This window comes from Pseudomonas sp. PA1(2017) (assembly GCF_001945375.1).
In the GTDB taxonomy this organism is placed as follows: Bacteria; Pseudomonadota; Gammaproteobacteria; order Pseudomonadales; family Pseudomonadaceae; genus Aquipseudomonas.
Map to the genome: position 1 here is coordinate 114,052 of NZ_MSXU01000001.1, position 26,830 is coordinate 140,881.

Annotated in this window: 23 protein-coding genes; 12 read left to right on the forward strand and 11 right to left on the reverse strand. The window is 64.8% G+C overall.

Annotation, left to right across the window (positions count from 1 at the left end; translation table 11 throughout):
- Window positions 1-32: 32 nt before the first annotated feature.
- Window positions 33-719, reverse strand: coding sequence for a YggS family pyridoxal phosphate-dependent enzyme (locus BVH01_RS00530; RefSeq protein WP_075928469.1), 687 nt, complete (start codon window positions 717-719; stop codon window positions 33-35).
- A gap of 136 nt (window positions 720-855) precedes the next feature.
- Between BVH01_RS00530 and BVH01_RS00535 the strand changes: the two genes are divergently transcribed.
- Together BVH01_RS00535 and BVH01_RS00540 are read left to right on the forward strand one after the other, a co-directional pair.
- On the forward strand, window positions 856-1,890 hold the full coding sequence (locus BVH01_RS00535) for a type IV pilus twitching motility protein PilT (protein ID WP_013789435.1): 1,035 nt from the start codon (window positions 856-858) through the stop codon (window positions 1,888-1,890).
- 84 nt (window positions 1,891-1,974) lie between these two features.
- Window positions 1,975-3,120: a PilT/PilU family type 4a pilus ATPase gene (locus BVH01_RS00540; RefSeq protein WP_075928470.1), complete on the forward strand. Its 1,146-nt coding sequence runs from the start codon at window positions 1,975-1,977 to the stop codon at window positions 3,118-3,120.
- A gap of 90 nt (window positions 3,121-3,210) precedes the next feature.
- Here the strand turns inward: BVH01_RS00540 and BVH01_RS00545 are convergent, their stop codons facing one another.
- Together BVH01_RS00545 and BVH01_RS00550 are read right to left on the reverse strand one after the other, a co-directional pair.
- The gene (locus BVH01_RS00545) at window positions 3,211-4,068 is read right to left on the reverse strand and encodes a TIGR03915 family putative DNA repair protein (protein ID WP_075928471.1); all 858 of its coding nucleotides are present in this window, start codon (window positions 4,066-4,068) and stop codon (window positions 3,211-3,213) included.
- The gene (locus BVH01_RS00550) at window positions 4,068-5,279 is read right to left on the reverse strand and encodes a putative DNA modification/repair radical SAM protein (protein WP_075928472.1); all 1,212 of its coding nucleotides are present in this window, start codon (window positions 5,277-5,279) and stop codon (window positions 4,068-4,070) included. Before BVH01_RS00550 ends, BVH01_RS00545 begins: the two co-directional genes overlap by 1 nt.
- Before the next feature lie 137 nt (window positions 5,280-5,416).
- Here BVH01_RS00550 and BVH01_RS00555 point away from each other — a divergent pair, with 137 nt between their 5' ends.
- Window positions 5,417-5,818, forward strand: coding sequence for a TM2 domain-containing protein (locus BVH01_RS00555; protein WP_167363091.1), 402 nt, complete (start codon window positions 5,417-5,419; stop codon window positions 5,816-5,818).
- 105 nt (window positions 5,819-5,923) lie between these two features.
- Here BVH01_RS00555 and BVH01_RS00560 read toward each other — a convergent pair whose 3' ends face one another.
- The 7 genes from BVH01_RS00560 to gshB all read right to left on the reverse strand — a co-directional run bounded on the left by BVH01_RS00560 (window position 5,924) and on the right by gshB (window position 11,784).
- Window positions 5,924-7,195 carry a dihydroorotase gene (locus BVH01_RS00560; RefSeq protein ID WP_075928474.1) on the reverse strand — a complete coding sequence of 424 codons (1,272 nt, stop codon included), beginning with the start codon at window positions 7,193-7,195 and terminating at the stop codon, window positions 5,924-5,926.
- On the reverse strand, window positions 7,195-8,202 hold the full coding sequence (locus tag BVH01_RS00565; RefSeq protein ID WP_075928475.1) for an aspartate carbamoyltransferase catalytic subunit: 1,008 nt from the start codon (window positions 8,200-8,202) through the stop codon (window positions 7,195-7,197). Before BVH01_RS00565 ends, BVH01_RS00560 begins: the two co-directional genes overlap by 1 nt.
- On the reverse strand, window positions 8,199-8,720 hold the full coding sequence (gene pyrR / locus BVH01_RS00570; RefSeq protein WP_075928476.1) for a bifunctional pyr operon transcriptional regulator/uracil phosphoribosyltransferase PyrR: 522 nt from the start codon (window positions 8,718-8,720) through the stop codon (window positions 8,199-8,201). Before pyrR ends, BVH01_RS00565 begins: the two co-directional genes overlap by 4 nt.
- A 21-nt stretch (window positions 8,721-8,741) precedes the next feature.
- On the reverse strand, window positions 8,742-9,185 hold the full coding sequence (gene ruvX / locus BVH01_RS00575) for a Holliday junction resolvase RuvX (protein WP_075928477.1): 444 nt from the start codon (window positions 9,183-9,185) through the stop codon (window positions 8,742-8,744).
- Window positions 9,185-9,754 carry a YqgE/AlgH family protein gene (locus BVH01_RS00580; RefSeq protein ID WP_075928478.1) on the reverse strand — a complete coding sequence of 190 codons (570 nt, stop codon included), beginning with the start codon at window positions 9,752-9,754 and terminating at the stop codon, window positions 9,185-9,187. The genes ruvX and BVH01_RS00580 overlap by 1 nt, the downstream gene beginning before the upstream one ends.
- Before the next feature lie 69 nt (window positions 9,755-9,823).
- Window positions 9,824-10,720: an energy transducer TonB gene (locus tag BVH01_RS00585; RefSeq protein WP_075928479.1), complete on the reverse strand. Its 897-nt coding sequence runs from the start codon at window positions 10,718-10,720 to the stop codon at window positions 9,824-9,826.
- A gap of 101 nt (window positions 10,721-10,821) precedes the next feature.
- Complete coding sequence (gene gshB / locus BVH01_RS00590; RefSeq protein ID WP_075928480.1) at window positions 10,822-11,784, reverse strand: glutathione synthase; 963 nt, start codon at window positions 11,782-11,784, stop codon at window positions 10,822-10,824.
- Between the two features lie 228 nt (window positions 11,785-12,012).
- Here gshB and pilG point away from each other — a divergent pair, with 228 nt between their 5' ends.
- From pilG to BVH01_RS00635, 9 genes are all read left to right on the forward strand, one after another.
- Window positions 12,013-12,420, forward strand: a complete 408-nt coding sequence (gene pilG / locus BVH01_RS00595) for a twitching motility response regulator PilG (protein ID WP_070885873.1) — start codon at window positions 12,013-12,015, stop codon at window positions 12,418-12,420.
- Between the two features lie 48 nt (window positions 12,421-12,468).
- Entirely contained in the window at window positions 12,469-12,834 is a 366-nt protein-coding gene (gene pilH / locus BVH01_RS00600) for a twitching motility response regulator PilH (protein WP_013789448.1), read from the forward strand.
- Between the two features lie 44 nt (window positions 12,835-12,878).
- Window positions 12,879-13,418 carry a chemotaxis protein CheW gene (locus BVH01_RS00605; RefSeq protein ID WP_013789449.1) on the forward strand — a complete coding sequence of 180 codons (540 nt, stop codon included), beginning with the start codon at window positions 12,879-12,881 and terminating at the stop codon, window positions 13,416-13,418.
- Between the two features lie 82 nt (window positions 13,419-13,500).
- Window positions 13,501-15,549: a methyl-accepting chemotaxis protein gene (locus BVH01_RS00610; protein WP_075928481.1), complete on the forward strand. Its 2,049-nt coding sequence runs from the start codon at window positions 13,501-13,503 to the stop codon at window positions 15,547-15,549.
- 68 nt (window positions 15,550-15,617) lie between these two features.
- Window positions 15,618-16,466: a protein-glutamate O-methyltransferase gene (locus BVH01_RS00615; RefSeq protein ID WP_075929100.1), complete on the forward strand. Its 849-nt coding sequence runs from the start codon at window positions 15,618-15,620 to the stop codon at window positions 16,464-16,466.
- 14 nt (window positions 16,467-16,480) lie between these two features.
- Complete coding sequence (locus BVH01_RS00620; protein WP_075928482.1) at window positions 16,481-23,977, forward strand: Hpt domain-containing protein; 7,497 nt, start codon at window positions 16,481-16,483, stop codon at window positions 23,975-23,977.
- The gene (locus tag BVH01_RS00625; RefSeq protein WP_075929101.1) at window positions 23,974-25,032 is read left to right on the forward strand and encodes a chemotaxis protein CheB; all 1,059 of its coding nucleotides are present in this window, start codon (window positions 23,974-23,976) and stop codon (window positions 25,030-25,032) included. Before BVH01_RS00620 ends, BVH01_RS00625 begins: the two co-directional genes overlap by 4 nt.
- Before the next feature lie 12 nt (window positions 25,033-25,044).
- On the forward strand, window positions 25,045-25,515 hold the full coding sequence (locus BVH01_RS00630; protein ID WP_075928483.1) for a chemotaxis protein CheW: 471 nt from the start codon (window positions 25,045-25,047) through the stop codon (window positions 25,513-25,515).
- Window positions 25,516-25,631: 116 nt separating this feature from the next.
- Window positions 25,632-26,162 (forward strand): bacterioferritin, encoded by a 531-nt coding sequence (locus tag BVH01_RS00635; protein ID WP_075928484.1) that lies wholly within the window; start codon window positions 25,632-25,634, stop codon window positions 26,160-26,162.
- A 36-nt stretch (window positions 26,163-26,198) separates the two neighbouring features.
- Here the strand turns inward: BVH01_RS00635 and BVH01_RS00640 are convergent, their stop codons facing one another.
- Window positions 26,199-26,720, reverse strand: coding sequence for a cytochrome b (locus BVH01_RS00640; RefSeq protein ID WP_075928485.1), 522 nt, complete (start codon window positions 26,718-26,720; stop codon window positions 26,199-26,201).
- Window positions 26,721-26,830: the final 110 nt, after the last annotated feature.

Genomic DNA, 26,830 nt, shown 5'->3' on the forward strand with positions numbered 1-26,830 from the left:
GGTTCCTATCTGAAGAGTCGAGATCGGGTAATTCAAACCTTGCCGTAATCGCGTTCGCCGAACAGTGCCGTGCCGATACGCACCCAGCTCGCGCCCTCGGCGATGGCCGCTTCGAGGTCGTGGCTCATGCCCATGGACAGGGTGTCGAGATCGAGGTTCAGCGCGTCCCGCAGTGCGCGCAGGCGGGCGAACGCCGCACGTTGCTCGGCCACGTCATCGGTGGGCGCGGGGATTGTCATCAATCCGCGCAAACGCAGGTTGGGCAGTTGTGTAACCGCCTGTGCCAAGGCCGCGAGTTCCTCGGGCACGCAGCCGGACTTGCTCGCTTCGCCGCTGACGTTGACCTGCAGGCAGATGTTCAGGGGCGGTAGCTCGGCGGGGCGCTGGGCGCTCAGGCGTTCGGCGACTTTCAGGCGATCCACCGAGTGCACCCAGGCGAAATGCTCGGCGATGGGGCGGGTCTTGTTGGACTGGATGGGGCCGATGAAATGCCAGGTCAGCGGCAGGTCGCCGAGCAGCGCCTGTTTGTCGAGCGCCTCCTGCAGGTAGTTCTCACCGAAATCCCGCAGGCCGGCCGCGTGGGCTTCACGAATCGCGTCGGCGGGCTTGGTCTTGCTCACCGCCAGCAGCCCGACAGAGGAAAAATCTCGCTGCGAGGCTTGCGCCGCCTCACGGATCCGCACACCGACCTTTGCAATATTCTCTGCTATCGTGGACATTACCTGCGCCTGCCGCCTGAGCGTTTCTGCGGGCCCCACGGTGTTCTGCCAAGGGCGTGCTCGCGCAGCCGCCTGGTGATCCCCCAAGGCCCCAATCCTTAAGTTACGCGGCATTCTACCGTTATTAGGGAGTCCCATGGATATCACCGAGCTGCTTGCCTTCAGCGCCAAGCAAGGCGCGTCGGACCTGCACCTTTCCGCAGGCTTGCCGCCGATGATCCGGGTCGACGGCGATGTGCGCCGGATCAACCTGCCTGCCCTGGATCACAAGCAGGTGCACGCGCTGATCTACGACATCATGAACGACAAGCAGCGCAAGGACTTCGAAGAATTCCTGGAAACCGACTTTTCGTTCGAAGTGCCCGGTGTGGCGCGCTTCCGGGTCAACGCCTTCAACCAGAACCGCGGCAGCGGCGCGGTATTCCGGACCATTCCGTCGAAAGTGCTGAGCATGGAAGACTTGGGGATGGGCGAGATATTCAAGAAGGTCTCCGACGTGCCGCGCGGGCTGGTGCTGGTCACCGGGCCGACCGGTTCGGGCAAGTCGACCACCCTGGCGGCGATGCTCGACTACATCAACAGCAACAAGTACCACCACATCCTCACCGTCGAAGACCCCATCGAATTCGTCCACGAATCGAAGAAGTGTCTGGTCAACCAGCGTGAGGTGCACCGCGACACCCACGGCTTCTCCGAAGCCCTGCGCTCGGCACTGCGTGAAGACCCGGACATCATTCTGGTCGGCGAGATGCGCGATCTGGAGACCATCCGCCTGGCGCTGACCGCCGCAGAAACCGGTCACCTGGTGTTCGGCACCCTGCACACCACCTCCGCCGCCAAGACCATCGACCGGGTGGTCGACGTGTTCCCGGCCGAGGAAAAGTCCATGGTTCGTTCCATGCTGTCCGAGTCCCTGCAGGCGGTGATTTCCCAGACCCTGCTGAAGAAGATCGGCGGCGGTCGGGTAGCGGCCCACGAAATCATGATCGGCACCCCGGCGATCCGAAACCTGATCCGCGAAGACAAGGTGGCGCAGATGTATTCGGCCATCCAGACCGGTGGTGCACTGGGTATGGAAACCCTCGACTCCTGCCTGAAACGGCTGGTTTCCAAAGGCCTGGTCAGCCGTGAAAGTGCCCGTGAAAAGGCCAAGACCCCAGAGAATTTCTGACCTTTTCACGATTCCGAGCCCAGGCCGGCGGAAGCAGCTCCGCCGGCAATTGAACATCGCGCCAGCGCATTTAGGTAAGCACCCATGGAATTCGAGAAACTGTTGCGCCTGATGGTCGAGAAGGGCGGCTCCGATCTGTTCATCACCGCTGGCGTGCCGCCGTCGATGAAGGTCAACGGCAAGATCATGCCGGTGACCAAGACCCCGCTGTCGCCGGAAATGACCCGTGAAACCGTGCACGCGGTGATGAACGAGCAGCAGCGCCGCGACTTCGCGGAGAACCACGAATGCAACTTCGCGATCAGCGCCCGAGGCATCGGCCGCTTCCGGGTCAGCGCCTTCTACCAGCGCAACCTGGCCGGCATGGTGCTGCGCCGCATCGAGACCAACATCCCGACGCTGGACGACCTCAAACTGCCGGAAATCCTCAAGAAGCTGGCGCTGACCAAGCGCGGCCTGGTCTTGTTCGTCGGCGCCACCGGTACCGGCAAGTCCACATCGCTGGCGGCGATGATCGGCTACCGCAACAAGAACAGCAGCGGCCACATCATCTCCATCGAAGATCCGATCGAGTACATCCACCAGCACCAGAACTGCATCGTTACCCAGCGCGAAGTGGGCATCGACACTGATTCTTTCGAGGTCGCGCTGAAGAACACCCTGCGCCAGGCGCCGGACGTGATCCTCATCGGTGAGGTGCGTACCCGCGAGACCATGGACCACGCCGTGGCCTTCGCCGAAACCGGGCACCTGTGCCTGGCCACCCTGCACGCCAACAACGCCAACCAGGCGCTGGACCGGATCATCAACTTCTTCCCGGCGGACCGGCAGAACCAAGTGTGGATGGACCTGTCGCTGAACCTCAAGGCCATCGTCGCCCAGCAACTGATCCCCACGCCCGATGGCAAGGGCCGCCGCGCGGTGATCGAGGTGCTGATCAACACCCCGCTGGCTGCCGATCTGATCCGCAAGGGCGAGGTGCACGAGCTCAAGGGCCTGATGAAGCGCTCTACCGAGCACGGTATGCAGACCTTCGATCAGGCACTCTACAACCTCTACAGCCAGGGTGAGATCACCTACGAAGATGCCCTGCTGTACGCCGACTCGGCCAACGACCTGCGCCTGATGATCAAGCTCGGCTCGGAAACCGACGGCGAGCATCTGACCAGCATGTCCCAGGGGCTGGCCCTGGAAATCACCGACGAAGATCAGGGGCGGCGGTTTCGTTAAGCCTTGGTTGTTTAGGTCATATAGAAACGAAACCCGCTTCGGCGGGTTTTTTATTGCCCTTGCCGGGCGGCTTGGCAAACAAGCGCCGAATTACTGCCGTATCGGCAAGACCTTCTCGGCATCGGCATGGATGCGCTTTCCGGGCTGGTTGGCTACGGCTTGGGCCTGGCCATCGGCCTGGGCGCCCGCGCGGGCCTGGCTCATCAGGCGGGGAATCAGCGGACCTTCCGGCAGGTTGCGCCAGAAGCGCACCGGCATGTTGGTTTCCAGCACGCTGCGATTGAGGCGTGCCGGGTTGAAGGTACTGCCGTAGTAGGCCAGCCACATCGCTTCGTTGCGGTCATCGGTGCCCTGGGCCAGGCGTTGCCAGTCGGGAGGGCAGGGGCTGGCGTGATGCAGCTTTTCACCATCCCAGAACACTCCGTCGTCCGGTGTGGCGATCAGCCAGGTCTGCCGGCCAAGGCGATCGGCGAAATGGCCCGAGGCGCTGGCGAGAATGTCGTGGGCCGGCTCGTGCCAGGCCACCAGCTGCGGCCCGCCAGCGCTCGCGTCCCGCGGTTTGAAGCGCAGAAAGGCGTGCAGGTGATGCGCTTCACGACGAACCGCCTTGAGGCGCGTATGCAGTTCGCTGCCATCGATATCGCCGGCCAGCATGGCGGCATGGTCGCCGTTCGCGACGCGCCAGAGGATGCGGTACAGCAATGCCCAGCGTTGAGCGCAGCGAAAGCGAGCAGCGCATTCCAGTTGTTCGATCAGGGCGCGCGGAACCCGCACAGGTCGGTCGGCAGCCGCGGCGGGCTGAGGTGCTTCCAACGCGGCGAATAGATCCTGGTTTTCCTGGCTGTCCTGTACCCAGCTCAGTTGATGCGGCGCCATGCCTCGGCGCAGTTGCGCTCGGGCAGCATCCCGCCAGCCGGCGAAGCTGCCGTCGAAGTGCACCGCGTGCATCACCAGAGCCCCATCTGTTGCGGCGCTTCGCTCAATTGCTGGCGCAGCACCAGGGATTCGCGGGTCGCCTGAGCCGGGCGGTAATCCTGGGTGACGATGAACGGTTTGGCTTTTTCCAGCACGCAGCGCAGGCGGCCGACGTCCGCAAAACGGATGCGCTTCTGGCGGCGCAGGGCGACCAAGCGCTGGGCGCTGAGCACGCCGATGCCGGGGATGCGGGCGATCAGGGTCACGTCCGCGCGGTTGAGGTCGACGGGAAAGTGCTGGCGATTGTTCAGTGCCCAGGCCAGTTTGGGGTCGATATCCAGCGCCAGGTTGCCGGGGCCGTCGAGCAACTCGGTGGCCTTGAAGCCGTAGCCGCGCATCAGGAAGTCCGCCTGATACAATCGGTGCTCGCGCAGCAGCGGCGGTGCCTCGAAGGGGACGCTCTTGGGGCTTTGCGGAATCGGGCTGAAGGCCGAGTAATAGACGCGCTTGAGGCGGAAGTCGCCATATAGCGACTGAGCGGTGTGCAGGATGGTGCTGTCGTCGGTAGCATCCGCGCCGACGATCATCTGCGTGCTTTGCCCGGCAGGCGCAAAGGCGGGCGCGCGCTTTTCGCTGTCGGCCTCCTCGACGCCATTGCGAATGGTGCCCATGGCCTGCTTGATCGGCGCCACGCTCTTTTCCGGCGCCAGGCGGATCAGGCTGCTTTCGGTGGGCAGTTCGATGTTCACGCTGAGGCGGTCGGCGTAGCGACCGGCTTCGGCGATCAGCTCCGGTGACGCGTCGGGAATGGTCTTGAGGTGGATGTAGCCACGAAACTCGTGCTCCTCACGCAGCAGCTTGGCGACCCGGTTGAGTTGCTCCATGGTGTAGTCCGCGGAACGGATGATGCCGGAACTGAGAAACAGCCCGCTGATGCAGTTGCGGCGATAGAAATCCAGGGTAAGTGTGACCACTTCCTCGGGCGTGAAGCGCGCACGCGGCACGTCACTGGAGCGCCGGTTGACGCAGTATTGGCAGTCGTACAGGCAGAAGTTGGTCAGCAGGACTTTCAGCAGCGCCACGCAGCGGCCATCGGGGGTGAAGCTGTGGCAGATGCCCATGCCGTCGGTGGCGCCCATGCCGCTCTGGCCTTTCGAGCTGCGTTTGGGTGCGCCGCTGCTGGCGCAGGAAACATCGTATTTTGCGGCGTCGGCGAGTACCGTAAGCTTTTCGATCAATTCCATGGGTACGATTCGATAGCTGTATTTATGTACAGTATTCGGTAAGCCTGCGGTTCCCGCAAGGTCGTCTCGTCGGTGAAAGGCGAAACCTGCGGCGCCGCCATGGATCGAAGCGAATCAACCTGTCCTTTCTGGAGAATCTGATGCAGCGTCCTGATACCCACAGCAAGATCATCGGCTACCTGCTGTGGATCTTCGGTTTCCTCGGTGCGCACCGCTTCTATTACGGCAAGCCGGTGACTGGCACCATCTGGTTTTTCACCCTGGGCCTGCTGTTCATCGGCTGGATCATCGACCTGTTCCTGATCCCGGCGATGGATCGCGAGGCGGACCTGCGCTTCACGGCCGGCCGGCTCGATTACAACGTCGCCTGGATCCTGCTGACGTTCCTGGGCATTTTCGGCGTGCACCGCATGTACCAGGGCAAGTGGATCACCGGGATCCTTTACCTGCTGACCGGCGGGCTGTTTCTGGTCGGCGTGCTGTACGACCTGTGGACGCTGAACAATCAGGTGTCGATCGAGAATGCGCGCAATGGATAAGGTGAAGGAAGGCATCGCTGCCGGCCCTTGTGGGGCGACAGGGATGCCTGGTTGATGCGGATTATTTCGCGGGCATGGCCCGCTCCCACATGAGCCGGTGGTAGATCAGCTTTGGAAGCTGATATGCCCATCCACCAGGGTGTAGCGCACCTGGCCGGGCAGGCAGTGACCCAGGAACGGGCTGTTGCGGCCCTTGGAATACCAGCTTTCGCCGGCTACGGTGGAGGCTTGTGGGTCGAACAGCAGGATATCCGCCGCATCGCCCTGCTTGAGTTGCCCGACCGGCAGGCTTAGCGCCTGGGCCGGGCCGCTGCTCAGGCGGGCGAGCAAGGTGGGCAGATCCAGCAAACCGTCCTGCACCAGAGTCATGGCCAGCGGCAGCAGCAACTGCACGCCGCTGATGCCGGGCTCGGTCTCGCCGAACGGCGCCAGCTTGGCATCGAGCTCGTGGGGCTGGTGATGGCTGGAGATGGCGCTGATCACACCGCTCTTCACCGCCTCACGCAGGCCATCGCGGTCGGCGCGGGTGCGCAGCGGCGGTTGCACGTGATAGAGGCTGGAGAAGTCGATCAGCGCCTCGTCGGTGAGAATCAGTTGGTACAGCGCTACATCGGCAGTGACCGGCAGGCCGCGAGCCTGGGCAGCGGCGATCAGCTGGGCGCCGCGGGCACTGGTCAGCTGGCTGAAGTGCGCCCGCACGCCGCTCTGCTCGACCAAAAGCAGGTCGCGCGCCAGGGCCACGGTCTCGGCGGTTTCCGGAATCCCCGACAGGCCGAGGAAGCTGGCGGTGGCGCCTTCATGGGCCAGGCCGCCTTCGGCGAGGTCATGATCCTGGGAGTGGAAGATCACCGTGAGGTCGAAGGTGGCTGCATATTCCAGGGCGCGGCGCAGGGTGCGCGCGTTGCGGAAATTGTTCAGGCCATTGCCGAACGCCACGCAGCCGGCATCGCGCAGGGCGACCAGCTCGGCGAGCTGCTCGCCATCGAGCCCCTTGCTCAGGGCGCCGATGGGAAACACCTTGGCGTGGCCGGCTTCGCGGGCGCGGTCGAGGATCAGTTCGGCCACCGCCGAAGTGTCCAGCACCGGCTTGGTGATCGGCGGGCAGCACAGGCTGGTGACGCCGCCAGCGGCAGCGGCCAGGGTTTCACTGGCGATGCTGCCCTTGCGGCTGTAGCCAGGCTCGCGCAGGGCGACGGACAGGTCGACCAGGCCGGGTGCCGCGACCAGGCCGCTGGCGTCCAGCGTCTGGTCGGCTTCGAAGCCGGCCGGCGCCTGGCCGATGGCGCTCAGCTTGCCGCCTTCTATATACAGGTCGGCGACCTGATCGAAGCCGCTGCTCGGGTCGATAACGCGGGCGCCGAGGATACGGGTACGCATCAGTTTTGCTCCTCAGCGTTGAGTTGGCGTTGGGCGTTCTGGCCGCTCATGGCCATGGACAGCACGGCCATTCGGATGGCGATGCCGTAGGTGACCTGGTTGAGGATCACCGACTGCGGGCCGTCGGCTACCGCCGACTCGATTTCCACGCCGCGGTTGATCGGCCCCGGGTGCATGACCAGCGCATCGGGCTTGGCCAGCTTGAGGCGCTGCTCGGTCAGGCCGAACAGGCGGTAGAACTCGCCCTCGCTGGGCAGCAGGCCGCCGGTCATGCGCTCGCGCTGCAGGCGCAGCATGATCACCACGTCGACATCCTTGAGGCCTTCATTGGCATCGCTGAACACGCGCACGCCGTAGCTTTCTTCCAGGCCGATGGGCAGCAGGGTCTTCGGTGCGATCACGCGGATGTCGGGGCAGCCGAGGGTCTTGAGCGCCAGCATGTTGGAGCGCGCCACCCGCGAATGCAGGATGTCGCCGACGATGGCCACCGAGAGGTTCTCGAAGCTGCCCTTGTGGCGACGGATGGTCAGCATGTCGAGCATGCCCTGGGTCGGGTGCGCGTGGCGGCCGTCGCCACCGTTGATGATCGCCAGGTTCGGGCACACGTGCTCGGCGATGAAGTGGGCGGCGCCGGAGCCGGCATGGCGCACCACGAAGATGTCGGCGGCCATGGCTTCGAGGTTGCGCAGGGTGTCGAACAGCGTCTCTCCCTTGCTGGTCGAGCTGGTCGACACGTTAAGGCTGATCACGTCGGCGGACAGGCGCTGAGCGGCCAGCTCGAAGGTGGTCCGGGTGCGCGTGGAGTTCTCGAAGAACACGTTGCACACCGTCTTGCCGCGCAGCAGCGGGACCTTCTTCACGGCGCGGGCGCCGACCTCGAGGAAGGAGTCGGCGGTGTCGAGGATTTCCGTCAGCAACTCGCGGGGCAGGCCGTCGAGGGACAGGAAATGGCGCAACTGGCCTTGGTCGTTCAGTTGCAGGGGGCGCTTGGCATCGAGTGCGGTCATTGCGGACGGCCTTGGTCGGAAAGCGTCTGGAGTTCGAGGGTGAAGGGCGCGGGGCCGGACAATTTTACCCGCTGATCGGCCGCCAGCGACAGCGTCGCGCCGACCACGTCGGGGCGGATCGGCAGTTCGCGGGCGTCCAGGTCGAGCAAGCTGACCAGAGTCACGCTGGCCGGGCGACCGTAGTCGAACAGCTCGTTCAGCGCGGCGCGGATGGTGCGCCCGCTCATCAGCACGTCGTCGATCAGGACCAGGTGCTGGCCTTCGATCTCGAACGGCAGTTCGGACGGCTGCACCTGTGGGTGCAGGCCGTTCTGGGTGAAGTCGTCGCGGTAGAAGGATACGTCGAGCACGCCCAATGGCTCGTCGCGGCCCAATTGCTCGAGCAGCGCCTGGGCCACCCACACGCCGCCGGTGCGGATGCCGATGAAGCGCGGCGTGCCGATCTGCCGCCGGCTCAGGTGGTTGCTCAGCGAGGTCGCCATCTGCGGCAGCAGTTCGGCGGGGTTGGGTAGGCTCATCTAAAGCTCCTTGTGGCCGGGTCAGCCCAGGCAGTTTTCTTCCAGCCAGCCCTGCAGCAACAGAGCGGCGGCCAGGGCGTCGACCGGGCGCTGGCGATAGCCGCCGGTCTGGCCCTGCTGCAGGCGCTCGCCCTTGGCGGCGTAGGTGGTCAGGCGTTCGTCGTGGGTGAATACCGGCAGGTTGAAACGACCGTTGAGGCGACGGGCGAACTTCTCGGCCCGTTCGCTCATGTCGCTCGGCGTGCCATCCATGTTCAACGGCAGGCCGACGACGATGGCATTGGGTTGCCATTCCTTGATCAGCGCTTCGACCTTCTGCCAGTCCGGCACGCCGTTCTGCGCCTTGAGGATGCACAGCTCGCGGGCCGAGCCGGTGATCGGCTGGCCGACGGCGACGCCGATCTGCTTGGTGCCGTAGTCGAAGCCGAGCAACAGGCGCAGCGATTGTTTGTCGATTTCGGCCATCAGGCGTGGCCCGCCTGGGCGGTGAGCAGGTTGAGGTCGATGCCGAGCAGCGCGGCGGCGGCGCCGAGGCGTTGGTCGTAGGGCGTTTCGAACAGAATCGCCTGGTTCGCCGGGCAGGTCAGCCAGGCGTTATCGGCCAGCTCGGCCTCCAACTGACCGGCGCCCCAGCCGGCGTAGCCGAGGGCGATCAGGTGATTGGCCGGGCCGCTACCTTCGGCGATGGCGAACAGCACGTCCTGGGAGGTGGACAGGCCGAGCTCACCGAGGTCGACCGTCGCCTGGAACTGCGCGCCCTTGGGGTGCAGTACGAAGCCGCGGTCGGTCTGCACCGGGCCGCCGCTGAAGATCGGCAGGCTCTGGCACAGCACCGAGGGTGTACTTTCCGGGCGCAGCTGTTCGAGCACGTCGGCCAGGTTCAGGCCATTGGGGCGGTTGATTACCAGGCCCATGGCGCCCTGGTCGTTGTGATCGATGAGGTAGATCACGGTGTGCGCGAAATTCGGATCGTCCATGTGCGGCATGGCGATCAGGAAGTGGTGCTTGAGAATGCTCGGGCTGGCGTCTTTCATGGCCGCTAGTTTGAAGCTGCGCGGCGCAAGCTACAAGCCGCACGTTCGGGCAAAAACGCCGCGTCGCCGTCAGTTGCTCGACAGGCGATCGCCGCGCTCGAAGCGCCAGGTGCGGATGATCTCCAGGCGATCGATGTCGGCCAGATCGCCGGTGAACGGCGCGTAGGGCGCGGCCAGGCGCACGATGCGCATGGCGGCCTGATCGAGCACCTGCTCGCCGGACGATTCCAGCACCATCACTTCGTACAGGCTGCCGTCACGGTTGATCGACACCAGCAGGCGCAGGCTGCCGTGGATCTGCCGGCGCCGAGCGTCGTCCGGGTAGTTGAGGTTGCCGATGCGCTCGACCTTCTTGCGCCATTCGTCCTTGTACCAGGCGCCCTTGTCGCGCATGGTCGAGGCGGCGTTGAGGCGGTGGATCTTCGGGCGCTTGGCGTATTGCTGCACCTGGTCGGACAGCTCGGCTTCCAGGCTGGCGATCTCGGCGGACAGTTGCGCACTGTCGAAGGACGGCGCCTCCGGGCTCGGCGGCGTCGGCTTGGTTTCCTCGCGCTTGGCCGGCGCCTTCTGCTGTTGCGGGGCGCGGGTGGTCACCGCGGCTTTCGGCGCTTCGGGCTTCACGGCGGGCGGCGGCGGTGCGGCGGCGGGCGTCACCTTGCGCACTTCGGTGTCCTGGAAGGGCGCCTGTTCGGTGGTGGTCGGCGCCGCCTTCTTGTCCAGGGTGCCGCTGCCTTGCTGATTGTCCTGGGCGAGGAAGTCCGCCTCCTTGGGCTTTTCATCGCTCTTGAACGTGGACAGGGTGATCTCCAGGGTCTTGCTGATCTGCCCAGGCTCGGCAAAGGTGAAGCCCACGCCGAGAATCAGCGCGGCGTGCAGCACCGCGGCCAGAAACAGGGTGAAGCCCAGCCGATCCGCCGGGCGAACGCCGGAGGAGGTGAGGTCGGGTGGGCTGGCTGTTGCGTTCATCACGGTCTGTCGTCGGGGCTGTCAACGTTTCGGCGCGGTCGTGCTGAAACGTCAGCAGACCCTGGGTTGCCGCGCAGTCTGCCGAGGCGATGTGCAAAAGTCTATGAAGCACTCCGCGCATTGAGCTTTTCGGCAATCTTGTCCATCAGCTGTTCGCCGATGCGCGTATCGAAGGCCGCATCGATCTCGCGAATGCAGGTCGGGCTGGTGACGTTGATCTCGGTGAGGCGGTCGCCGATCACGTCCAGGCCGACGAACAGCAGGCCGCGCTCGCGCAGGCTCGGGCCGACGGCGGCAGCGATTTCGCGGTCGCGCTCGGTGAGCGGGCGGGCTTCGCCACGGCCGCCGGCCGCCAGGTTGCCGCGGGTCTCGCCGCTGGCCGGAATGCGCGCCAGGCAGTAAGGAACCGGTTCACCGTCTATCATCAGAATACGCTTGTCGCCGTCGACGATGGCGGGCAGGTAACGCTGCGCCATGATCTGCTGGCTGCCATGGGCGGTTAAGGCTTCGAGAATCACCGACAGGTTCGGATCGCCCTCGCGGTGACGAAAGATCATCGATCCGCCCATTCCATCGAGGGGTTTGAGAATGATGTCACGGTGCTGTCGTGCGAAATCACGCAGAATGTCGGGTCTGCGGCTGACGATGGTCTCCGGCGTGAACTGCGCAAAGCGTGTGGCGAAGAACTTCTCATTGCAGTCGCGCAGGCTCTGTGGTCGGTTGACCACCAGCGTGCCGGCTTCCTCGGCCTGTTCGAGCAGGTAGGTGGAATAGACGAATTCGTTATCGAAGGGCGGGTCCTTGCGCATCAGGATCACGTCGAGCTCGGCCAGGGGCATGTCCTGCTCGTCGCCGAATTCGAACCAGTGCTGGGGGTCGGCGAATACCTTGAGCGGGCGAGTGCGGCCGCGGGCGATACCAGCGGCCTGGTAGAGATCCTTCTGTTCCATATAGAAGAGGCTCCAGCCGCGCGCCTGGGCAGCCAGAAGCATGGCCAGCGAGCTGTCCTTCTTGTAGGCGATCTGTGCGATGGGATCCATGACGATGCCGAGCCGAACGCTCATTGAGGTATCTCCGTAGAGGGCGGTGCGAAGCAGCCGCGAAGGTAGCAGGGATGGGCGCCAAGGGTGGCGCTGACGGGGCTGGTGGTCAAGGGCGACCAGGCCGATGGCTTGCATGTGGAGAGTGTGCTAAAAAGGCCCAGCGATGGGCCGGGCCCATTGGTTTCAGGGCCTCCGGCGCACTGGATATGGCGTAATACAACGACTCACCGAAGTGGTGGCAGGGCAGACATGGAACAGCATTCGGAAGGCTTGAGGGTGATGGTGATCGACGACTCGAAGACGATTCGTCGTACAGCGGAAACCCTGCTGAAAAAGGTGGGCTGTGACGTGATCACCGCTGTGGATGGTTTCGATGCCCTGGCGAAGATCGCCGACACCCATCCGAACATCATCTTCGTCGACATCATGATGCCGCGCCTCGACGGTTATCAGACCTGCGCGTTGATCAAGAACAACAGTGCCTTCAAGTCCACGCCCGTTATCATGCTGTCGTCCAAGGACGGCCTGTTCGACAAGGCCAAGGGGCGCATCGTCGGTTCTGATCAATACCTGACCAAGCCATTCAGCAAGGAAGAGCTGCTCGGCGCGATCAAGACCCACGTGCCGGAGTTCTCTCCGGTCGAACAGGCGTCCTGACGTCCGGCTGTCGCTACAACCGCCTCTCTTCATGTATTGGGAAACATCATGGCTCGAATTCTGATTGTTGATGACTCGCCGACCGAAATGTACAAGCTGACCGCCATGTTGGAAAAGCACGGCCATCAGGTACTCAAGGCCGAAAACGGCGCCGACGGCGTCGCCCTGGCACGCCAGGAAAAACCCGATGTGGTGCTGATGGACATCGTCATGCCCGGGCTCAATGGCTTCCAGGCTACCCGGCAGCTGACCAAGGATGCCGAAACCAGCCACATCCCGGTGATCATCGTCACCACCAAGGATCAGGAAACCGACAAGGTCTGGGGCAAGCGCCAGGGCGCCAAGGACTATCTGACCAAGCCGGTCGACGAAGCTACGCTGCTGAAAACACTGAACGCGGTGCTCGCTGGCTGAGGCCGCGCAGCGCGACACGACAAAAGAAGAAGGTCACGACAGGCATGTCAGAGACACGCACCCCCTTTCAGATCCTTCTCGGCATCGAGCAGCGCTGCCGCGCGTTGGCAGCGGGCTTGCCGTCGCAGCAGGTGGCGGTGCAGACCTGGAGTGGCATTGGCTTTCGCATGGGCGAGCGGTTTTTCGTCGCACCGATGGGTGAGGTCGGTGAAGTGCTGCACGAGCCACGGCATACCTTGCTGCCCGGCGTGAAAAGCTGGGTCAAGGGTGTGGCCAACGTGCGTGGACGATTGCTGCCGGTGATGGACCTGTGCGGCTTCTTCGGCGGCGAGCTGTCGCCCCTGCGCAAGCAGCGGCGGGTGCTGGTGGTCGATCATCACGACATCTTCGCTGGCCTGACGGTCGACGAGGTGTTCGGCATGCAGCATTTTGCGGTGGATACCTTTTCCGAGCAGTTGCCGGCGCTCGAGGCTTCCATCGCGCCATTCATTCACGGTGTGTTCCAGCGTGAACAGCCCTGGTTGGTGTTCAGCCCTCATGCGCTGGCCCAGGCTCCAGAGTTTGTCGACGTGGCATACAGATAGCTTTTCGGTGGGGGCGGCGCAGCCAGCCTTCTGACGTTAGATGGAATTCGAAGTGCGGTAGGGTCCAGGCGGGGGCCAGATAATGAAAAAAGTAATCTCCAACAATGTGCTGGCGGGGACACGGGTCGGCGCACTCGTGGCGGGGCTGTTCGTCGTCCTGATCGTTTCGATCGTGATGCTGTTCGCCAACTTCGCGTACATGAATACGCAGAGTAACTACGACACCGAGTACCTCAGCAACGCCGGTGAACTGCGCGTGCTGTCCCAGCGTATCGCCAAGGATGCCACCGAATCCGCTGCGGGTAAGGCTGAAGCCTTCGCCCTGCTGCGCGATGCCCGCAACGATTTCCAGACCCGTTGGGCCTACCTGACCGACGGTAACGCACAGACCGGCCTGCCTGCCGCACCGGCATCGGTGCAGGCGCAGATGGCTGCCGTGCAGCAGGACTGGGATGCCCTGCGCCAGAACGCCGACGCCATTCTGGCCAGCGAACAGACCGTTCTGTCGTTGCACCAGGTTGCTGCCACCCTGGCCGAAACCATTCCGCAACTGCAGGTCGAGTACGAGGAAGTGGTCGACATCCTGCTCGAGAGCGGTGCGCCGGCGGCCCAGGTATCGGTCGCCCAGCGTCAGTCGCTGCTCGCCGAACGTATTCTCGGTTCGGTGAACAAGGTACTGGCCGGTGACCAGGACTCGGTGCAGGCAGCCGACATGTTCGGTCGCGACGCCAGCCTGTTCGGTCGCGTGCTCAGCGCGATGCAGGAAGGCAACGCGGCCATGGAAATCACCAAGGTCAGCGACCAGGAAGCCCTGGAGCGCCTCGGCGAGATTTCCGAGCTGTTCGAATTCGTATCCGGTTCCGTGGACGAGATTCTCGAAACCTCGCCGGAGCTGTTCCAGGTTCGTGAGTCGGCCAACACCATCTTCACCGTTTCGCAGACCCTGCTCGACAAGGCCTCGACCCTGTCCGAGGGCTTCGAAGGGCTGGCCTCGGGCCGCTCGTTGAACACCATCGCTGGTTACGTGCTGGGCGCCCTGGCGCTGGGTTCGATTCTGATCATCGGCCTGGTGATGGTGCAGGAGACCAACCGTCGACTGGCCGAAACCGCCGAGAAGAACGAACGTAACCAGACCGCGATTCTGCGTCTGCTCGATGAGATCGCCGACCTCGCCGACGGTGACCTGACGGTGGCCGCGACGGTAACCGAAGACTTCACCGGTGCGATCGCCGACTCCATCAACTACTCGATCGACCAGCTGCGTGAACTCGTCGCGACGATCAACATGACCGCCGTGCAGGTGGCGGGCGCCGCCCAGGAAACCCAGGCTACCGCCATGCACCTGGCCGAGGCATCCGAGCATCAGGCCCAGGAAATCGCCGGGGCTTCGGCGGCGATCAACGAAATGGCCGTGTCGATCGACCAGGTATCGGCGAACGCCTCGGAATCCTCCGCGGTAGCGGAACGGTCCGTAGCCATCGCCAACAAGGGCAACGAAGTCGTACACAACACCATCACCGGCATGGACAACATCCGTGAGCAGATCCAGGACACCTCGAAGCGAATCAAGCGCCTCGGTGAGTCGTCCCAGGAGATCGGTGACATCGTAAGCCTCATCAACGACATCGCCGACCAGACCAACATCCTCGCACTGAACGCCGCGATCCAGGCCTCCATGGCCGGTGACGCAGGCCGAGGCTTCGCCGTGGTAGCGGACGAGGTACAACGCCTCGCCGAACGTTCCTCCGGGGCGACCAAGCAGATCGAGGCGCTGGTAAAGACCATTCAGACCGACACAAACGAAGCCGTTATCTCCATGGAACAGACCACCTCCGAGGTGGTACGCGGTGCACGCCTGGCGCAGGACGCCGGTGTGGCCCTGGAAGAGATCGAGAAGGTATCCAAGACCCTCGCCGCACTCATCCAGAACATTTCCAACGCGGCACGTCAGCAGGCATCGTCTGCCGGCCACATCTCCAACACCATGAACGTGATTCAGGAGATCACCTCGCAGACCTCGTCCGGTACCACCGCCACCGCCAAGAGCATTGGTAACCTGGCCAAGATGGCCAGTGAAATGCGCAACTCGGTGTCCGGTTTCAACCTGCCGAACGACGGCGAGCAGGCGTGATCGCCTGCCGTCTGGCGCATTGATCGATGCTCCAGGCGGCAGCCGCGTGCTCGAGCGAGGGCCTCAACATGCAGTCAGGCGTCTGGGCCTTGCAACCGCTGGCGGACATGTCCGCCACGGAATTCCGCGACTGGCAACAGTTGCTGGAATCGCGCCTGGGCATGGTGGTCAACGAACAGCGCCGGGTGTTCCTGCAGACCAACCTGAGCACGCGCATGCGCGAGCTGGGCATCACCGACTACGCCAGCTATTACCGGCAGGTCACCGATGGCCCGCGCGGTGCCGTGGAATGGGCGAACCTGCTGGATCGGCTGACCGTTCAGGAAACCCGCTTCTACCGGCATCCGGCGTCGTTCGAGGTGTATCAGGCCTACGTTGCCCAGCGCGGCGAGCAGGGCCTGGAGAAGCCCCTGGCGATCTGGAGCGTGGGTTGCTCCAGCGGTGAGGAGCCCTATTCGCTGGCCATTGGTGCCAGCGAGGTGCTGGGCGCGCAGGGGCGCTTCGGTGTCACCGGCACCGACATCAGCCGCAGCGCCCTGGCCAAGGCCCGGGACGGCCTGTACGACGGACGCAGGCTGCAGACGATGGATGAAGCGCTGCGCGCGCGCTATTTCGCGGCGCAGGGCGACGGACGCTTCAAGGTTTTGCCGGAACTGGCCGCACGGGTGTGTTGCGCCAGGCTCAACGTGCTGGAATTGGACAAGGCGCCAATGACCGGCATGGACGTTATTTTTTGTCAGAACTTGCTGATCTATTTTCGCCGCTGGCGACGCCGCGAGATCCTCAACCGCCTGGCCGAGTGCCTGGCGCCGGGTGGCTTGCTGGTGATCGGGGTGGGCGAGGTGGTCGGCTGGCAGCACCCGGACATGCTTCCGGTGGCCGACGAGCGAGTGCTGGCGTATACCCGCAAGGGCTAAGAGACGGAGTGTGTATGGGTGATCGGCACGACTATGTCGCCCTGGAGTGGGTCAAGGGCGAAATCGCGGAAACCCTGAAGCAGGCGCGACAGGCACTGGAGGCGTTCGTCGAGAATCCGCAGGATTCAACGCGCATGCGTTTCTGCCAGACCTACGTGCATCAGGTTCACGGCACTCTGCAGATGGTCGAGTTCTTCGGCGCGGCCTTGCTCGCCGAGGAAATGGAGCACCTGTCCCAGGCGCTCATCGACGGTCGCGTGGCCAACCAGGGCGAAGCGCTGGAAGTGCTGATGCAGGCCATCCTGCAGCTGCCGGTGTACCTGGACCGCATCCAGACCGCACGCCGTGACCTGCCCATGGTGGTGCTGCCGCTGCTCAACGACCTGCGCGCCGCGCGGGGCGAGAAGCTGCTGTCGGAAACCAGCCTGTTCTCGCCTGACCTGTCCGCCCGTGCCGCGGCGCTGTCGCCCGAGTCGCTGACCCAGCTGCGCACCGCCGAACTGCCGGCCCTGCTGCGCAAACTGCGGCAGATGCTGCAAGTAGCACTGGTCGGCGTCATTCGCCAGCAGGACATGGACACCAACCTCGGCTACATGGCGCGGGTGTTCGCACGTCTGGAAATCCTCTGCAAGCACTCGCCCCTCGAGTCGCTGTGGCAGATCGCTTCCGGCGTCGTCGAAGGCCTGTCCAACGGCAGCATCGCCAACGGCACCTCGGTGCGCACGCTGCTGCGCCAGGTCGACAAGGAGCTCAAGCGCCTGACCGAGCAGGGCGCCGACGGCATCAACCAGAGCGCCCCGGACGAACTCACCAAGAACCTGCTGTTCTACGTCGCCAAGGCCTCGCCGCAGTCGCCGCGCAATCAGGTGCTGCGCGAGCGCTACAACCTCGATGAGGCGCTACCCGACGATGGCGTGGTCGATGAAGAGCGGGCCCGTCTGGCCGGTCCCGACCGCGATGCCATGCGCTCGGTGGTGGGCGCACTCTGTGAGGAACTGGTGCGCGTCAAGGACAGCCTCGACCTGTTCGTGCGCAGCGACCGTGCCCAGGTCGGCGAGCTGCAGGCCCTGCTGGTACCGCTCAAGCAGATCGCCGACACCCTGGCCGTGCTCGGCTTCGCCCAGCCGCGCAAGGTGATCGTCGACCAGCTCGACGTGGTACGCGCGCTGACCGAAGGCGCCCAGTCGCCGAGCGACGCCGTGCTGATGGACGTGGCCGGCGCACTGCTCTACGTCGAAGCGACCCTGACCGGCATGGTCGGCCAGAACGACGGCAACAAACGCGAAGAAAGCCACCTGCCCACCACCGACGTCGGGCAGATCCACCAACTGGTGATCAAGGAAGCGCGCAATGGCCTGGAGCAGGCCAAGGACGCGATCATCGAGTTCATCGCCTCGCAGTGGAATCACGAGCATCTGGCCCGCGTGCCGGAGCTGCTGACCCAGGTGCGTGGCGGTCTGGCGATGATTCCGCTGGAGCGCGCCGCGGCGTTGCTCAATGCCTGCAATCGCTATATCCAGGAACAGCTGCTGGCCCGCAAGGCGGTGCCGAACTGGCAGAACCTCGACACCCTGGCCGATGCCATCACCAGCGTCGAGTACTACCTGGAGCGTCTGTCCGAAGATCACGCCACCCAGGGCGACCTGATTCTCGACGTCGCCGAGGAAAGCCTCGGGGCGCTGGGTTACCCGCTGCAGGAAAAACCGTCGATCCTCGACGCACCCGCCGAAGACGAGCCGGCCCCGCTAGATGATCCGCTGCACGATATCGACGTATTGGCGGCGCCGGCTGCCGACGCCGTTCAGCCGGATGCGCCCCTGGAGCCAGCCACTGACGAGCTGCCCGTGTTGGACCAACCTGCTTACGCAGAACCTGAACCGGCTACCTCAGGCAACGGCAACGAAGTCGCCGACCTGCAGTGGGCGCCGGACGACCAGCCGCACACTCACACCACGCAGCCCGACGACCTGCCCGAGCTGCCCAGCGAAGTGATCGAGCCCGGTGAACAGGCTTCCGAGACCCTGGTCGAGGCCCATGGGGCGCAGACACTCGACAACGGGTCGTTGGCCGATGAGCAACCTCAGGCGCTGACGCCCGAGCAAGCCAATGAAGCGGCTGATCCCTACGCGGTCGACCTCGGCGAACTGGGCGACGACCCGTACGCCGATGCCAAGGCGGCGGTCGCCGATGATGCCTGGTCGCTGGACGACAGCGAGCTGCTGGACGAGCGCGCCGGCTCCGAGCCACAGGATGATGCCTTCCTGCTGTCCGCCGAGCCACTGGAGCTGGGCGAGCCGGTGATTCTGCCGGTTACCGAACAACCCGCTTCCGTCGCCGATGACGAGTGGTCCTTTGACCTCGATGATCAGCCTGCCGCCGCGCCCGAGCCGCATGGCCGAGCCGAGGACGAGCTATGGTCGCTCGACGAGCTGCAAAGCGATCTCGAACCTGTCGATGCCGAGCCGACCGTCGCCGAGTTGCCGGCTCTGGATCTGCCGAACCAGGGTTTCGAAGAGCAGCCGCTGGAACTGGAATCCCTGGATCTGGATGCGAGCGACGAGCCGCAGTGGAACGAAGTCGACCTCGACGACCTGCAACTGCCGGAAGTCGAGCTGCCCGGCCTGCCCGAGGCGCCCGCCGTCGAAGGATCGGTAGCTGAAAAACCGCTGTCCATGGCTGACGTGATGGCTGCGCCGGTGCAGGCGATCAACCCGCCTGCGGCGGACGTGCCGCCCAGCCTGTTGCCGCCGCCTGCCGATGAAGAACCCATCGATGAGGAGCTGCGCGAGGTCTTTATCGAGGAAGCCGGCGAGGTGCTGGAAACCATCGCCGAGTTCCTGCCGCGCTGGTGCGCCGATACCGACGACCGCGAGGCGCTGACCGAAATCCGCCGCGCCTTCCATACTCTCAAGGGCAGTGGCCGCATGGTGCGCGCGCTGGTCATCGGTGAGCTGGCTTGGTCGATCGAAAACCTGCTCAACCGCGTGCTCGACCGCAGCATTCAGCCTGGCGACGAGGTCAAGCAGGTGATCAATCAGGTCGTGGCGCTGACGCCCGAGCTGGTCGAAGAATTCGCCGCCCAGGCCCAGCGCCAGCGTGATGACGTCGACCGCCTGGCGGCCGATGCCCATGCACTGGCCAAGGGGCTGAGCCTCCCAAAGCATGACGCCCCGGCTGCCGCGGTAGCCGAGCCCGCGGGCGAGATCGAGGCTGCCGCACCGGTCAATCAGGAACCTGCGAGTGAAGAGCCCGCGGGGCTCGATCCGCAGTTGCTGGAAATCTTCCGCAACGAGGCGGAAACCCACCTCGACACTCTGGCCGCCTTTCTCGACGACTGCGCCCGTGAAATGCCGCAGCCGGTGACCGATGACCTGCAGCGTGCCCTGCATACGCTCAAGGGCAGCGCCTACATGGCCGGCATTCTGCCGATGGCCGAAGTGGCCGCGCCGTTGGAAAAGATGGTCAAGGAATTCAAGGTCAATCTGGTGCCGCTGGACCTGACTGAAGCCGAGGTGCTGGTCGAGGCCCAGGCCTTGTTCCGTCAGGGCCTGGCTCAGCTGGAAAGCGATCCGCTGCGACCGATTCCGGGCACCGAAGCCTTCCTTGAACGTGTGCAGCAGCTGCACCAGCAACGCCTCGAACATGCCCAGAGCCTGCGCCAGGATGAGCACGGCGAGAGTCGCGATCCGCAGCTGATCAGCATCTTCCTGGCCGAGGGCATGGACATCCTGCTCGATGCCGAAGACCTGCTGCGCCGCTGGCGCACGCAGCCGTCCGAACGCCAGGAACTGAACACCCTGCTGGAAGAGCTGACCACCCTCGGCCGCGGCGCGGAAATGGCCGAGCTGCCGCAGATCGACGAGCTGTGCGAAGCGCTGCTGGACGTCTACGGCGCCGTGGAAGACGGCAGCCTGGCGGTCAGCGAACGGTTCTTCGATGAGGCCGAGCAGGCCCACGAAGCGCTGGTCAGCATGATGGATCAGGTCGCCGCCGGCCTCGAGGTCAGCGCCTGCCCCGAGCGGGTGGCCGCCTTGCGCGCGCTGTTCGACGAAGCGCTCGATCCTGCCAAGCTGGCCCTGCTGTCTGGCGACGTGCCGGGCTTGCAGGTGGTCGAGCTGGAAGAGGCGACCCGCGCGCTGCAAGCGGCGGATGAGGTCGAAGAGCCGCTCGATGCTGCCGAGTCTGACGACAACGAGCTGGAGTCGATCTTCCTCGAAGAGGCGGTGGACATCCTCGACAGCGCCGCCGGCAATCTGCAGCGCTGGCTGGCCGAGCCGGATAACCGCACGCTGCTGTCGTCGTTGCAACGCGACATGCACACCCTCAAAGGTGGCGCCAACATGGCCGGCGTGACGCCGATCAGCGAGCTGGCCCACGAGCTGGAAGCCCTCTACGAGGGGCTGGTGGATCGCCGCTACGGTGTTTCCCCCTTCGCTACCGACAGCCTGCAGCAGGGCCATGCGCTGCTCGGCGGCATGCTCACCAACCTGCAGGCGCGCCAGCCGGCGCAACCTGCCGATGAACTGGTCGAGGCCATTCGCCAATTCCGCCAGCGCGGTGGCCAGGACGAGCAACACATCGAGCCCGAGGCGCCGGTCGCCCCTGAGCCGGTCGAACACCTGGATGCCTGGCCCGAGCCCGAGCCGGAAGCCGCGGCCAACGAGCCAGCTGTAGCGCCCGTCGAGCCGCCCATGCTGCGCGACGAGCCGGCGCAGGCCGTGGTGCACAGCGACCGCGATCCCGAACTGGTCGAGATCTTTCTCGAGGAAGGCTTCGACATCATCGACAGCGCCGGTGCGGCCCTGACGCACTGGATGGATGACGTCGACAACAGCCTCGATCTGGAATCCCTGCAGCGTGATCTGCACACCCTCAAGGGTGGTGCGCGGATGGCTGAGATCCGTGAGATTGGCGATCTGGCCCACGAGCTGGAGTTCCTCTATGAGGACCTCGGCAACGGTCGCCTGCGCCCCAGCCCGATGTTGTTCGAGCTGCTGCACGCCTGCCACGACCGCCTCGCCGAGATGCTCGACGCCGTGCGCTCACAGCGCCAGGTGCCCAATGGCGACGAGCTGGTCGAGACCATCCGCCGCCTGCGCGCCAACCCGGACGAGCAGCTCAGCATGCCGCGCGCCGTGCCATTGAGCGCCGCGCCGCAGGAAGCCTTCGATGCCGACAGCGACGAAATTCTCGATATCTTCCTCGAAGAAGCCGACGACCTGCTCGAAGCCATGGAAGCCGGCATCGGCCGCTGGGAAGAGCGCCGTGACGATGCCAGCTGTATCGACGACCTGCTGCGTATCCTGCATACCCTCAAGGGCGGTGCTCGCCTGGCTGGGCAGAAGCAGCTGGGCGACCAGAGTCATGATCTGGAGCAGCACCTGACCGAAGCCCAGACGCAAGGTGCGCCCTGGCCCGACAGCCTGTTCCTGGACGTGCAGTCCGGCTTCGAGGGACTACAGAAGAGCCTCGATGAACTGCGCCTGCGTTTGCAGCAGCAACCACAGGACGAGCGCCCGGCAGCCGAGCCGGAGCAGCCGGTGGCGCGTGCGGCGACTTCCATCGTCGCCGCCAGCGAGCGGCCGGTGGTCGCCGCGCAGAACCGCGTACTGCCGTTCGTGCAGCGCGCCGAAGTGGCTGCCGAGGAGGCCGCCGCACGGCGTGCCCCGCAGGAACTGGTCAAGGTGCCCGCCGATCTGCTCGAAGGCCTGGTCAACCTGGCCGGTGAGACGTCGATCTTCCGGGGCCGTGTAGAGCAGCAGGTCAGCGACTTCGGCTTCACCCTGAGCGAGATGGAAGCCACCATCGACCGCGTTCGCGATCAGCTGCGCCGCCTGGACACCGAAACCCAGGCGCAGATCCTCAGCCGCTACCAGGCCGAGGCCGAGCGCGCCGGGTACGAAGAGTTCGACCCGCTGGAAATGGACCGCCATTCCCAGTTGCAGCAGCTGTCGCGAGCCCTGTTCGAGTCGGCCTCCGACTTGCTGGACCTCAAGGAAACCCTGGCTTCGCGTAACCGCGATGCGGAAACCCTGTTGCTGCAACAGGCGCGGGTCAACACCGAGCTTCAGGAAGGCCTGATGCGCACGCGCATGGTGCCGTTCGACCGCCTGGTACCGCGTCTGCGCCGTATCGTGCGCCAGGTGGCCAGCGAGCTCGGCAAGCAGGTCGAGTTCACCGTCGGCAACGCCGATGGCGAGATGGACCGCACGGTACTCGAGCGCATCGTTGCGCCCCTGGAGCACATGCTGCGCAATGCCGTCGACCACGGTATCGAAGGCGCTGCGGTGCGCGCCAACGCGGGCAAGCCGGAACAGGGCAGCATTCGCCTGGAGTTGGGCCGTGAAGGCGGAGACATCGTGCTGACGCTCAGCGACGACGGTGCCGGCATCAACCTCGATGCGGTGCGCCGCAAGGCCATCGAGCGCGGGCTGATGGACGCTGGCTCCGACCTCAGTGAGCACGAGATCCTGCAGTTCATTCTCGAGGCCGGCTTCTCCACCGCCGAGAAGGTCACGCAGATTTCCGGGCGTGGCGTCGGTATGGACGTGGTCAACGCCGAGGTCAAGCAGCTCGGTGGCTCGATGAGCATCGACTCGGTAATCGGTGAAGGCACCACCTTCCGCATCCGTCTGCCGTTCACCGTATCGGTCAACCGTGCGTTGATGGTGCTGTCCGGCGAAGACCTGTACGCCATTCCGCTCAACACCATCGAAGGTATCGTGCGCGTTTCGCCGTACGAGCTGGAAAGCTACTACGGCCCCGATGCGCCGCGTTTCGAATACGCCGGCCAAGCCTACGAGCTGCGTTACCTGGGCGACCTGCTCAACAACGGCCAGCATCCCAAGCTGGTCGGCCAGAGCCTTCCGCTGCCGGTGATCCTGGTGCGCTCCAGCGAACACGCCGTGGCCGTGCAGGTGGATTCGCTGGCCGGTTCGCGGGAGATTGTGGTGAAGAGCCTCGGCCCGCAATTCGCCACGGTGCCGGGTATTTCCGGCGCGACCATCCTCGGTGACGGTCGCGTGGTGGTGATTCTCGACCTGCTCGCGACCATCCGCGAGTTGCACGCGCACCTGCAGTATCAGGTTCGGCCGCGTCTGTCGGCCGACGCTGGCAGCGTGCCTGAAGTCGAGGTCGAACGCCCGACCCTGGTCATGGTGGTGGACGACTCGGTCACCGTGCGCAAGGTCACCAGCCGCCTGCTGGAGCGCAACGGCATGAACGTGCTGACCGCCAAGGACGGTGTCGACGCCATCGCCCAGCTGCAGGAGCATCGCCCCGACATCATGCTGCTGGACATCGAAATGCCGCGCATGGACGGCTTCGAGGTCGCCAACCTGATTCGCCACGACGAAGGCCTCAAGGACCTGCCGATCATCATGATCACCTCGCGTACCGGTGAGAAACACCGGGAGCGGGCGATGAGCATCGGCGTCAACGAGTACCTCGGCAAGCCCTACCAGGAGTCGCTGTTGCTCGGCTCCATCGAGAAGTGGACCAAGCGCTCATGAGCCAATCCAGCGCAGCACGCATCGCCGTGATCGCCGACACCTCGCTGCAGCGCCACGTGCTGCAGCAGGCCCTGAGCAGCAACGGTTATCAGGTTGTGCTCAACAGCGATCCGGGGCGCCTCGATGACGCGGCGTTGCAGGCCTGTGAAGCGGATCTGTGGCTGGTCGACCTGGTGCAGTCCGATGACCTGCCGCTGATCGATACCCTGATGGCCGATGCCGAGGTGCCGGTGCTGTTCGGCGAGGGGCATGCGCCGCAGCGCAGCTCGGAAAACTACCCGCGTTGGGAGCGCCGGCTGGTCGGCAAGCTGAAGAAACTGGTCGGCGATCCCGCCCTGGCCACCGTAGGCGGCGGCCTGGACGGCGTACTGGCCGAGGCCCAGCGGCCGGGCCGTATCGAACTGCCGGCGGCGCTGGCCAACACGCCGCTGCAGGCGGGGGAGCCTGCTCGCCAAGTCTGGCTGCTGGCGGCATCGCTGGGTGGGCCGGCGGCGGTCAAGGCGTTTCTCGATGCACTGCCTGGCGGCCTGCCGGTGGCATTCCTGTATGCCCAGCATATCGATCCCAGCTTCGAGACCACCTTGCCCCAGGCCGTCGGCCGCCACAGTCAGTGGCGCGTCGGCACCGTTCGTGACGGCGATGCCTTGCGCTGCGGCGAAGTGGTGGTGGTGCCGATCAGCAACGAGCTGACCTTTGCCGATGACGGCATCATGCGCGTCGCCAACCGGCCCTGGCCGGAGCCCTACAGCCCATCGATCGACCAGATGATGCTCAACCTGGCCCAGCGCTACGCCGCCGACAGCGGCGTGATCGCCTTCAGCGGCATGGGCAGCGATGGCAGCGCCGCAGCCGCCTACGTGAAGCGCCAGGGCGGACTGATCTGGACGCAGCGCGCCGAGAGCTGCGCCTGCTCGAGCATGCCCGACAGCCTGCGCGAAGGCGGCTACAGCAGCTTCACCGCCGATCCGCGGGAGCTGGCAGCAGCGCTCGTCGAGCACCTTGCCGAGCAGTGCGCCGGTAATCGGCACTCTTCTCCAACCACCTTCGCTGTCTGACAGGATGTTTTCATGAGCCAAGCCGTTGCTACCCAGAACAGCGTCAGCAGCCTGACCGGTCTGGTCGTGCCGCTGGCCGATCGCACGCTGCTGCTGCCCAACGTGGCGGTGGCCGAGCTGATTCCCTACCGCGCGCCACCGGCCCTGGCCGGCATGCCGGACTGGTTTCTCGGCCAGGTAGCCTGGCGCGACCTGAGCCTGCCGTTGCTCAGCTTCGAGGCCGCCAGCGGTGGCACTGCTGTGGCGGGCGACGGTGCCCGCATCGCGATTCTCAATGCCCTGGGCGGCCGCGCCAACGTCAAGTTCATCGCTCTGCTGGTTCAGGGAATTCCCCGTTCCCTGCGGGTGACCGAGGATCTGCCTCGGGCGGACGTGGCCCTCGCGGCGCTGGAGCTGGCAGCCGTGAAGGTGGACGCCGCCGTATTGCGCATTCCCGACCTGGAAGGGCTCGAGCAACTGCTCGCTGACGCCGAGCTGATCTGAGCACTGCTGTAGCATTTTGAAACAGGTCAAACTTTTCTCTCTCGCAACGACTCACAACCGAGTGCCGCCGGCCGCCAGAGCAGGCGCACTCAACCGTAAGCCGATGGAGAAAAGTCATGAGCGCCACCCCTCTCACCGATATCAGTATCCTGCGCCAGCGCGCGCGTCAGCACCTTGAGTCCGGCGCGATCACCGAGGGTTATTCGGCCGATCGCGAAACGGTCCTGCGCCTGCTCAACGAGTCGCTGGCCACCGAGCTGGTCTGCTACCTGCGCTACAAGCGCCACTACCACATGGCCACCGGCCTCAAGGCCAGCGTCGCCGCTGCTGAATTTCTCGAGCATGCGCAGCAGGAGCTGGAGCATTCCGACAAACTGGCCGAGCGCATCACCCAGCTCGGTGGTGAGCCGGACTTCAATCCGGCCACGCTGACCGCCCGCTCTCACGCCGAGTACGTTGCCGGCAGTTCGCTCAAGGATATGGTGACCGAGAACCTAGTGGCTGAGCGCATCGCCATCGACAGCTATCGCGAGATCATTGCCTTCCTCGGCAATGACGATCCCACCACGCGGCGCATCTTCGAAGACATCCTCGCCCAGGAAGAAGAGCACGCCGACGATATGGCCGATATCCTCGACGACCTCTGAGGCGTCCGCCGGGGCGCGTATTCAACGCTCCGGCGATCAGCGGCGCGGCAGCATCGCTCGCAGCACGCCGTCGCGTAGCCCGTAGTGGTGCCAGAGCGCCACACAGGCGTGGCCCAGAATCAACGCGAACAGCAGGTACTTGGCCGTCAGATGAAACTGGCGGGCCAGGGCGCGGGTTGCATCGGAAACCGGCAACGGATCGATGGTCACCAACCAGAACATTTCCACTGGCCGCTTGCCGAACAGCAGGCCGCTCAGGGGCATCGCCAGCAACAGCGCATAAAGGACGCCATGGCCCAGCTTCGCTGCGGTGCGCTGCCAGCGTGCGTGGTCGGCCAACAACCGTGGTGTGCCTTGCCGAGCACGCACCAGCAGGCGCAGAACGGTCAGCAGTAGAATGGTCAGACCCAGGGATTTGTGCAGGGTGAACACCCCGCCAGTGCCGCCGAGCAGATCGGCAACCAGATCCTGGGCATAAGGCAGCGACAGGGTGCAGATGACCAGCAGAGCGCTGAGCCAGTGCAGCGTGATCTGGGTGCCTGAATAGCGGTCATTCATGGTGGGCTCTCATCATGCCCGGTGCGCACGGGCCGTCTGCTGATGATAGCCAATTGGCCTCAGGTTTCTTGCGGCTTTGCGCGATGCGCTGTCTCCACGCCGACAGAGTG

Coding starts and splice junctions, on each gene's coding strand:
- pilG (WP_070885873.1), top strand. CDS start 12,013: ATGGAACAGCATTCGGAAGGCTTGAGGGTGATGGTGATCGACGACTCG.
- ruvX (WP_075928477.1), bottom strand. CDS start 9,185: ATGGCCGAAATCGACAAACAATCGCTGCGCCTGTTGCTCGGCTTCGAC.
- BVH01_RS00540 (WP_075928470.1), top strand. CDS start 1,975: ATGGAATTCGAGAAACTGTTGCGCCTGATGGTCGAGAAGGGCGGCTCC.
- BVH01_RS00620 (WP_075928482.1), top strand. CDS start 16,481: ATGGGTGATCGGCACGACTATGTCGCCCTGGAGTGGGTCAAGGGCGAA.
- BVH01_RS00615 (WP_075929100.1), top strand. CDS start 15,618: ATGCAGTCAGGCGTCTGGGCCTTGCAACCGCTGGCGGACATGTCCGCC.
- BVH01_RS00585 (WP_075928479.1), bottom strand. CDS start 10,720: ATGAACGCAACAGCCAGCCCACCCGACCTCACCTCCTCCGGCGTTCGC.
- BVH01_RS00625 (WP_075929101.1), top strand. CDS start 23,974: ATGAGCCAATCCAGCGCAGCACGCATCGCCGTGATCGCCGACACCTCG.
- BVH01_RS00550 (WP_075928472.1), bottom strand. CDS start 5,279: ATGGAATTGATCGAAAAGCTTACGGTACTCGCCGACGCCGCAAAATAC.
- BVH01_RS00545 (WP_075928471.1), bottom strand. CDS start 4,068: ATGCACGCGGTGCACTTCGACGGCAGCTTCGCCGGCTGGCGGGATGCT.
- BVH01_RS00565 (WP_075928475.1), bottom strand. CDS start 8,202: ATGACCGCACTCGATGCCAAGCGCCCCCTGCAACTGAACGACCAAGGC.
- BVH01_RS00580 (WP_075928478.1), bottom strand. CDS start 9,754: ATGAAAGACGCCAGCCCGAGCATTCTCAAGCACCACTTCCTGATCGCC.
- BVH01_RS00635 (WP_075928484.1), top strand. CDS start 25,632: ATGAGCGCCACCCCTCTCACCGATATCAGTATCCTGCGCCAGCGCGCG.
- BVH01_RS00560 (WP_075928474.1), bottom strand. CDS start 7,195: ATGCGTACCCGTATCCTCGGCGCCCGCGTTATCGACCCGAGCAGCGGC.
- pilH (WP_013789448.1), top strand. CDS start 12,469: ATGGCTCGAATTCTGATTGTTGATGACTCGCCGACCGAAATGTACAAG.
- BVH01_RS00610 (WP_075928481.1), top strand. CDS start 13,501: ATGAAAAAAGTAATCTCCAACAATGTGCTGGCGGGGACACGGGTCGGC.
- BVH01_RS00530 (WP_075928469.1), bottom strand. CDS start 719: ATGTCCACGATAGCAGAGAATATTGCAAAGGTCGGTGTGCGGATCCGT.
- BVH01_RS00640 (WP_075928485.1), bottom strand. CDS start 26,720: ATGAATGACCGCTATTCAGGCACCCAGATCACGCTGCACTGGCTCAGC.
- BVH01_RS00630 (WP_075928483.1), top strand. CDS start 25,045: ATGAGCCAAGCCGTTGCTACCCAGAACAGCGTCAGCAGCCTGACCGGT.
- BVH01_RS00535 (WP_013789435.1), top strand. CDS start 856: ATGGATATCACCGAGCTGCTTGCCTTCAGCGCCAAGCAAGGCGCGTCG.
- pyrR (WP_075928476.1), bottom strand. CDS start 8,720: ATGAGCCTACCCAACCCCGCCGAACTGCTGCCGCAGATGGCGACCTCG.
- BVH01_RS00605 (WP_013789449.1), top strand. CDS start 12,879: ATGTCAGAGACACGCACCCCCTTTCAGATCCTTCTCGGCATCGAGCAG.
- gshB (WP_075928480.1), bottom strand. CDS start 11,784: ATGAGCGTTCGGCTCGGCATCGTCATGGATCCCATCGCACAGATCGCC.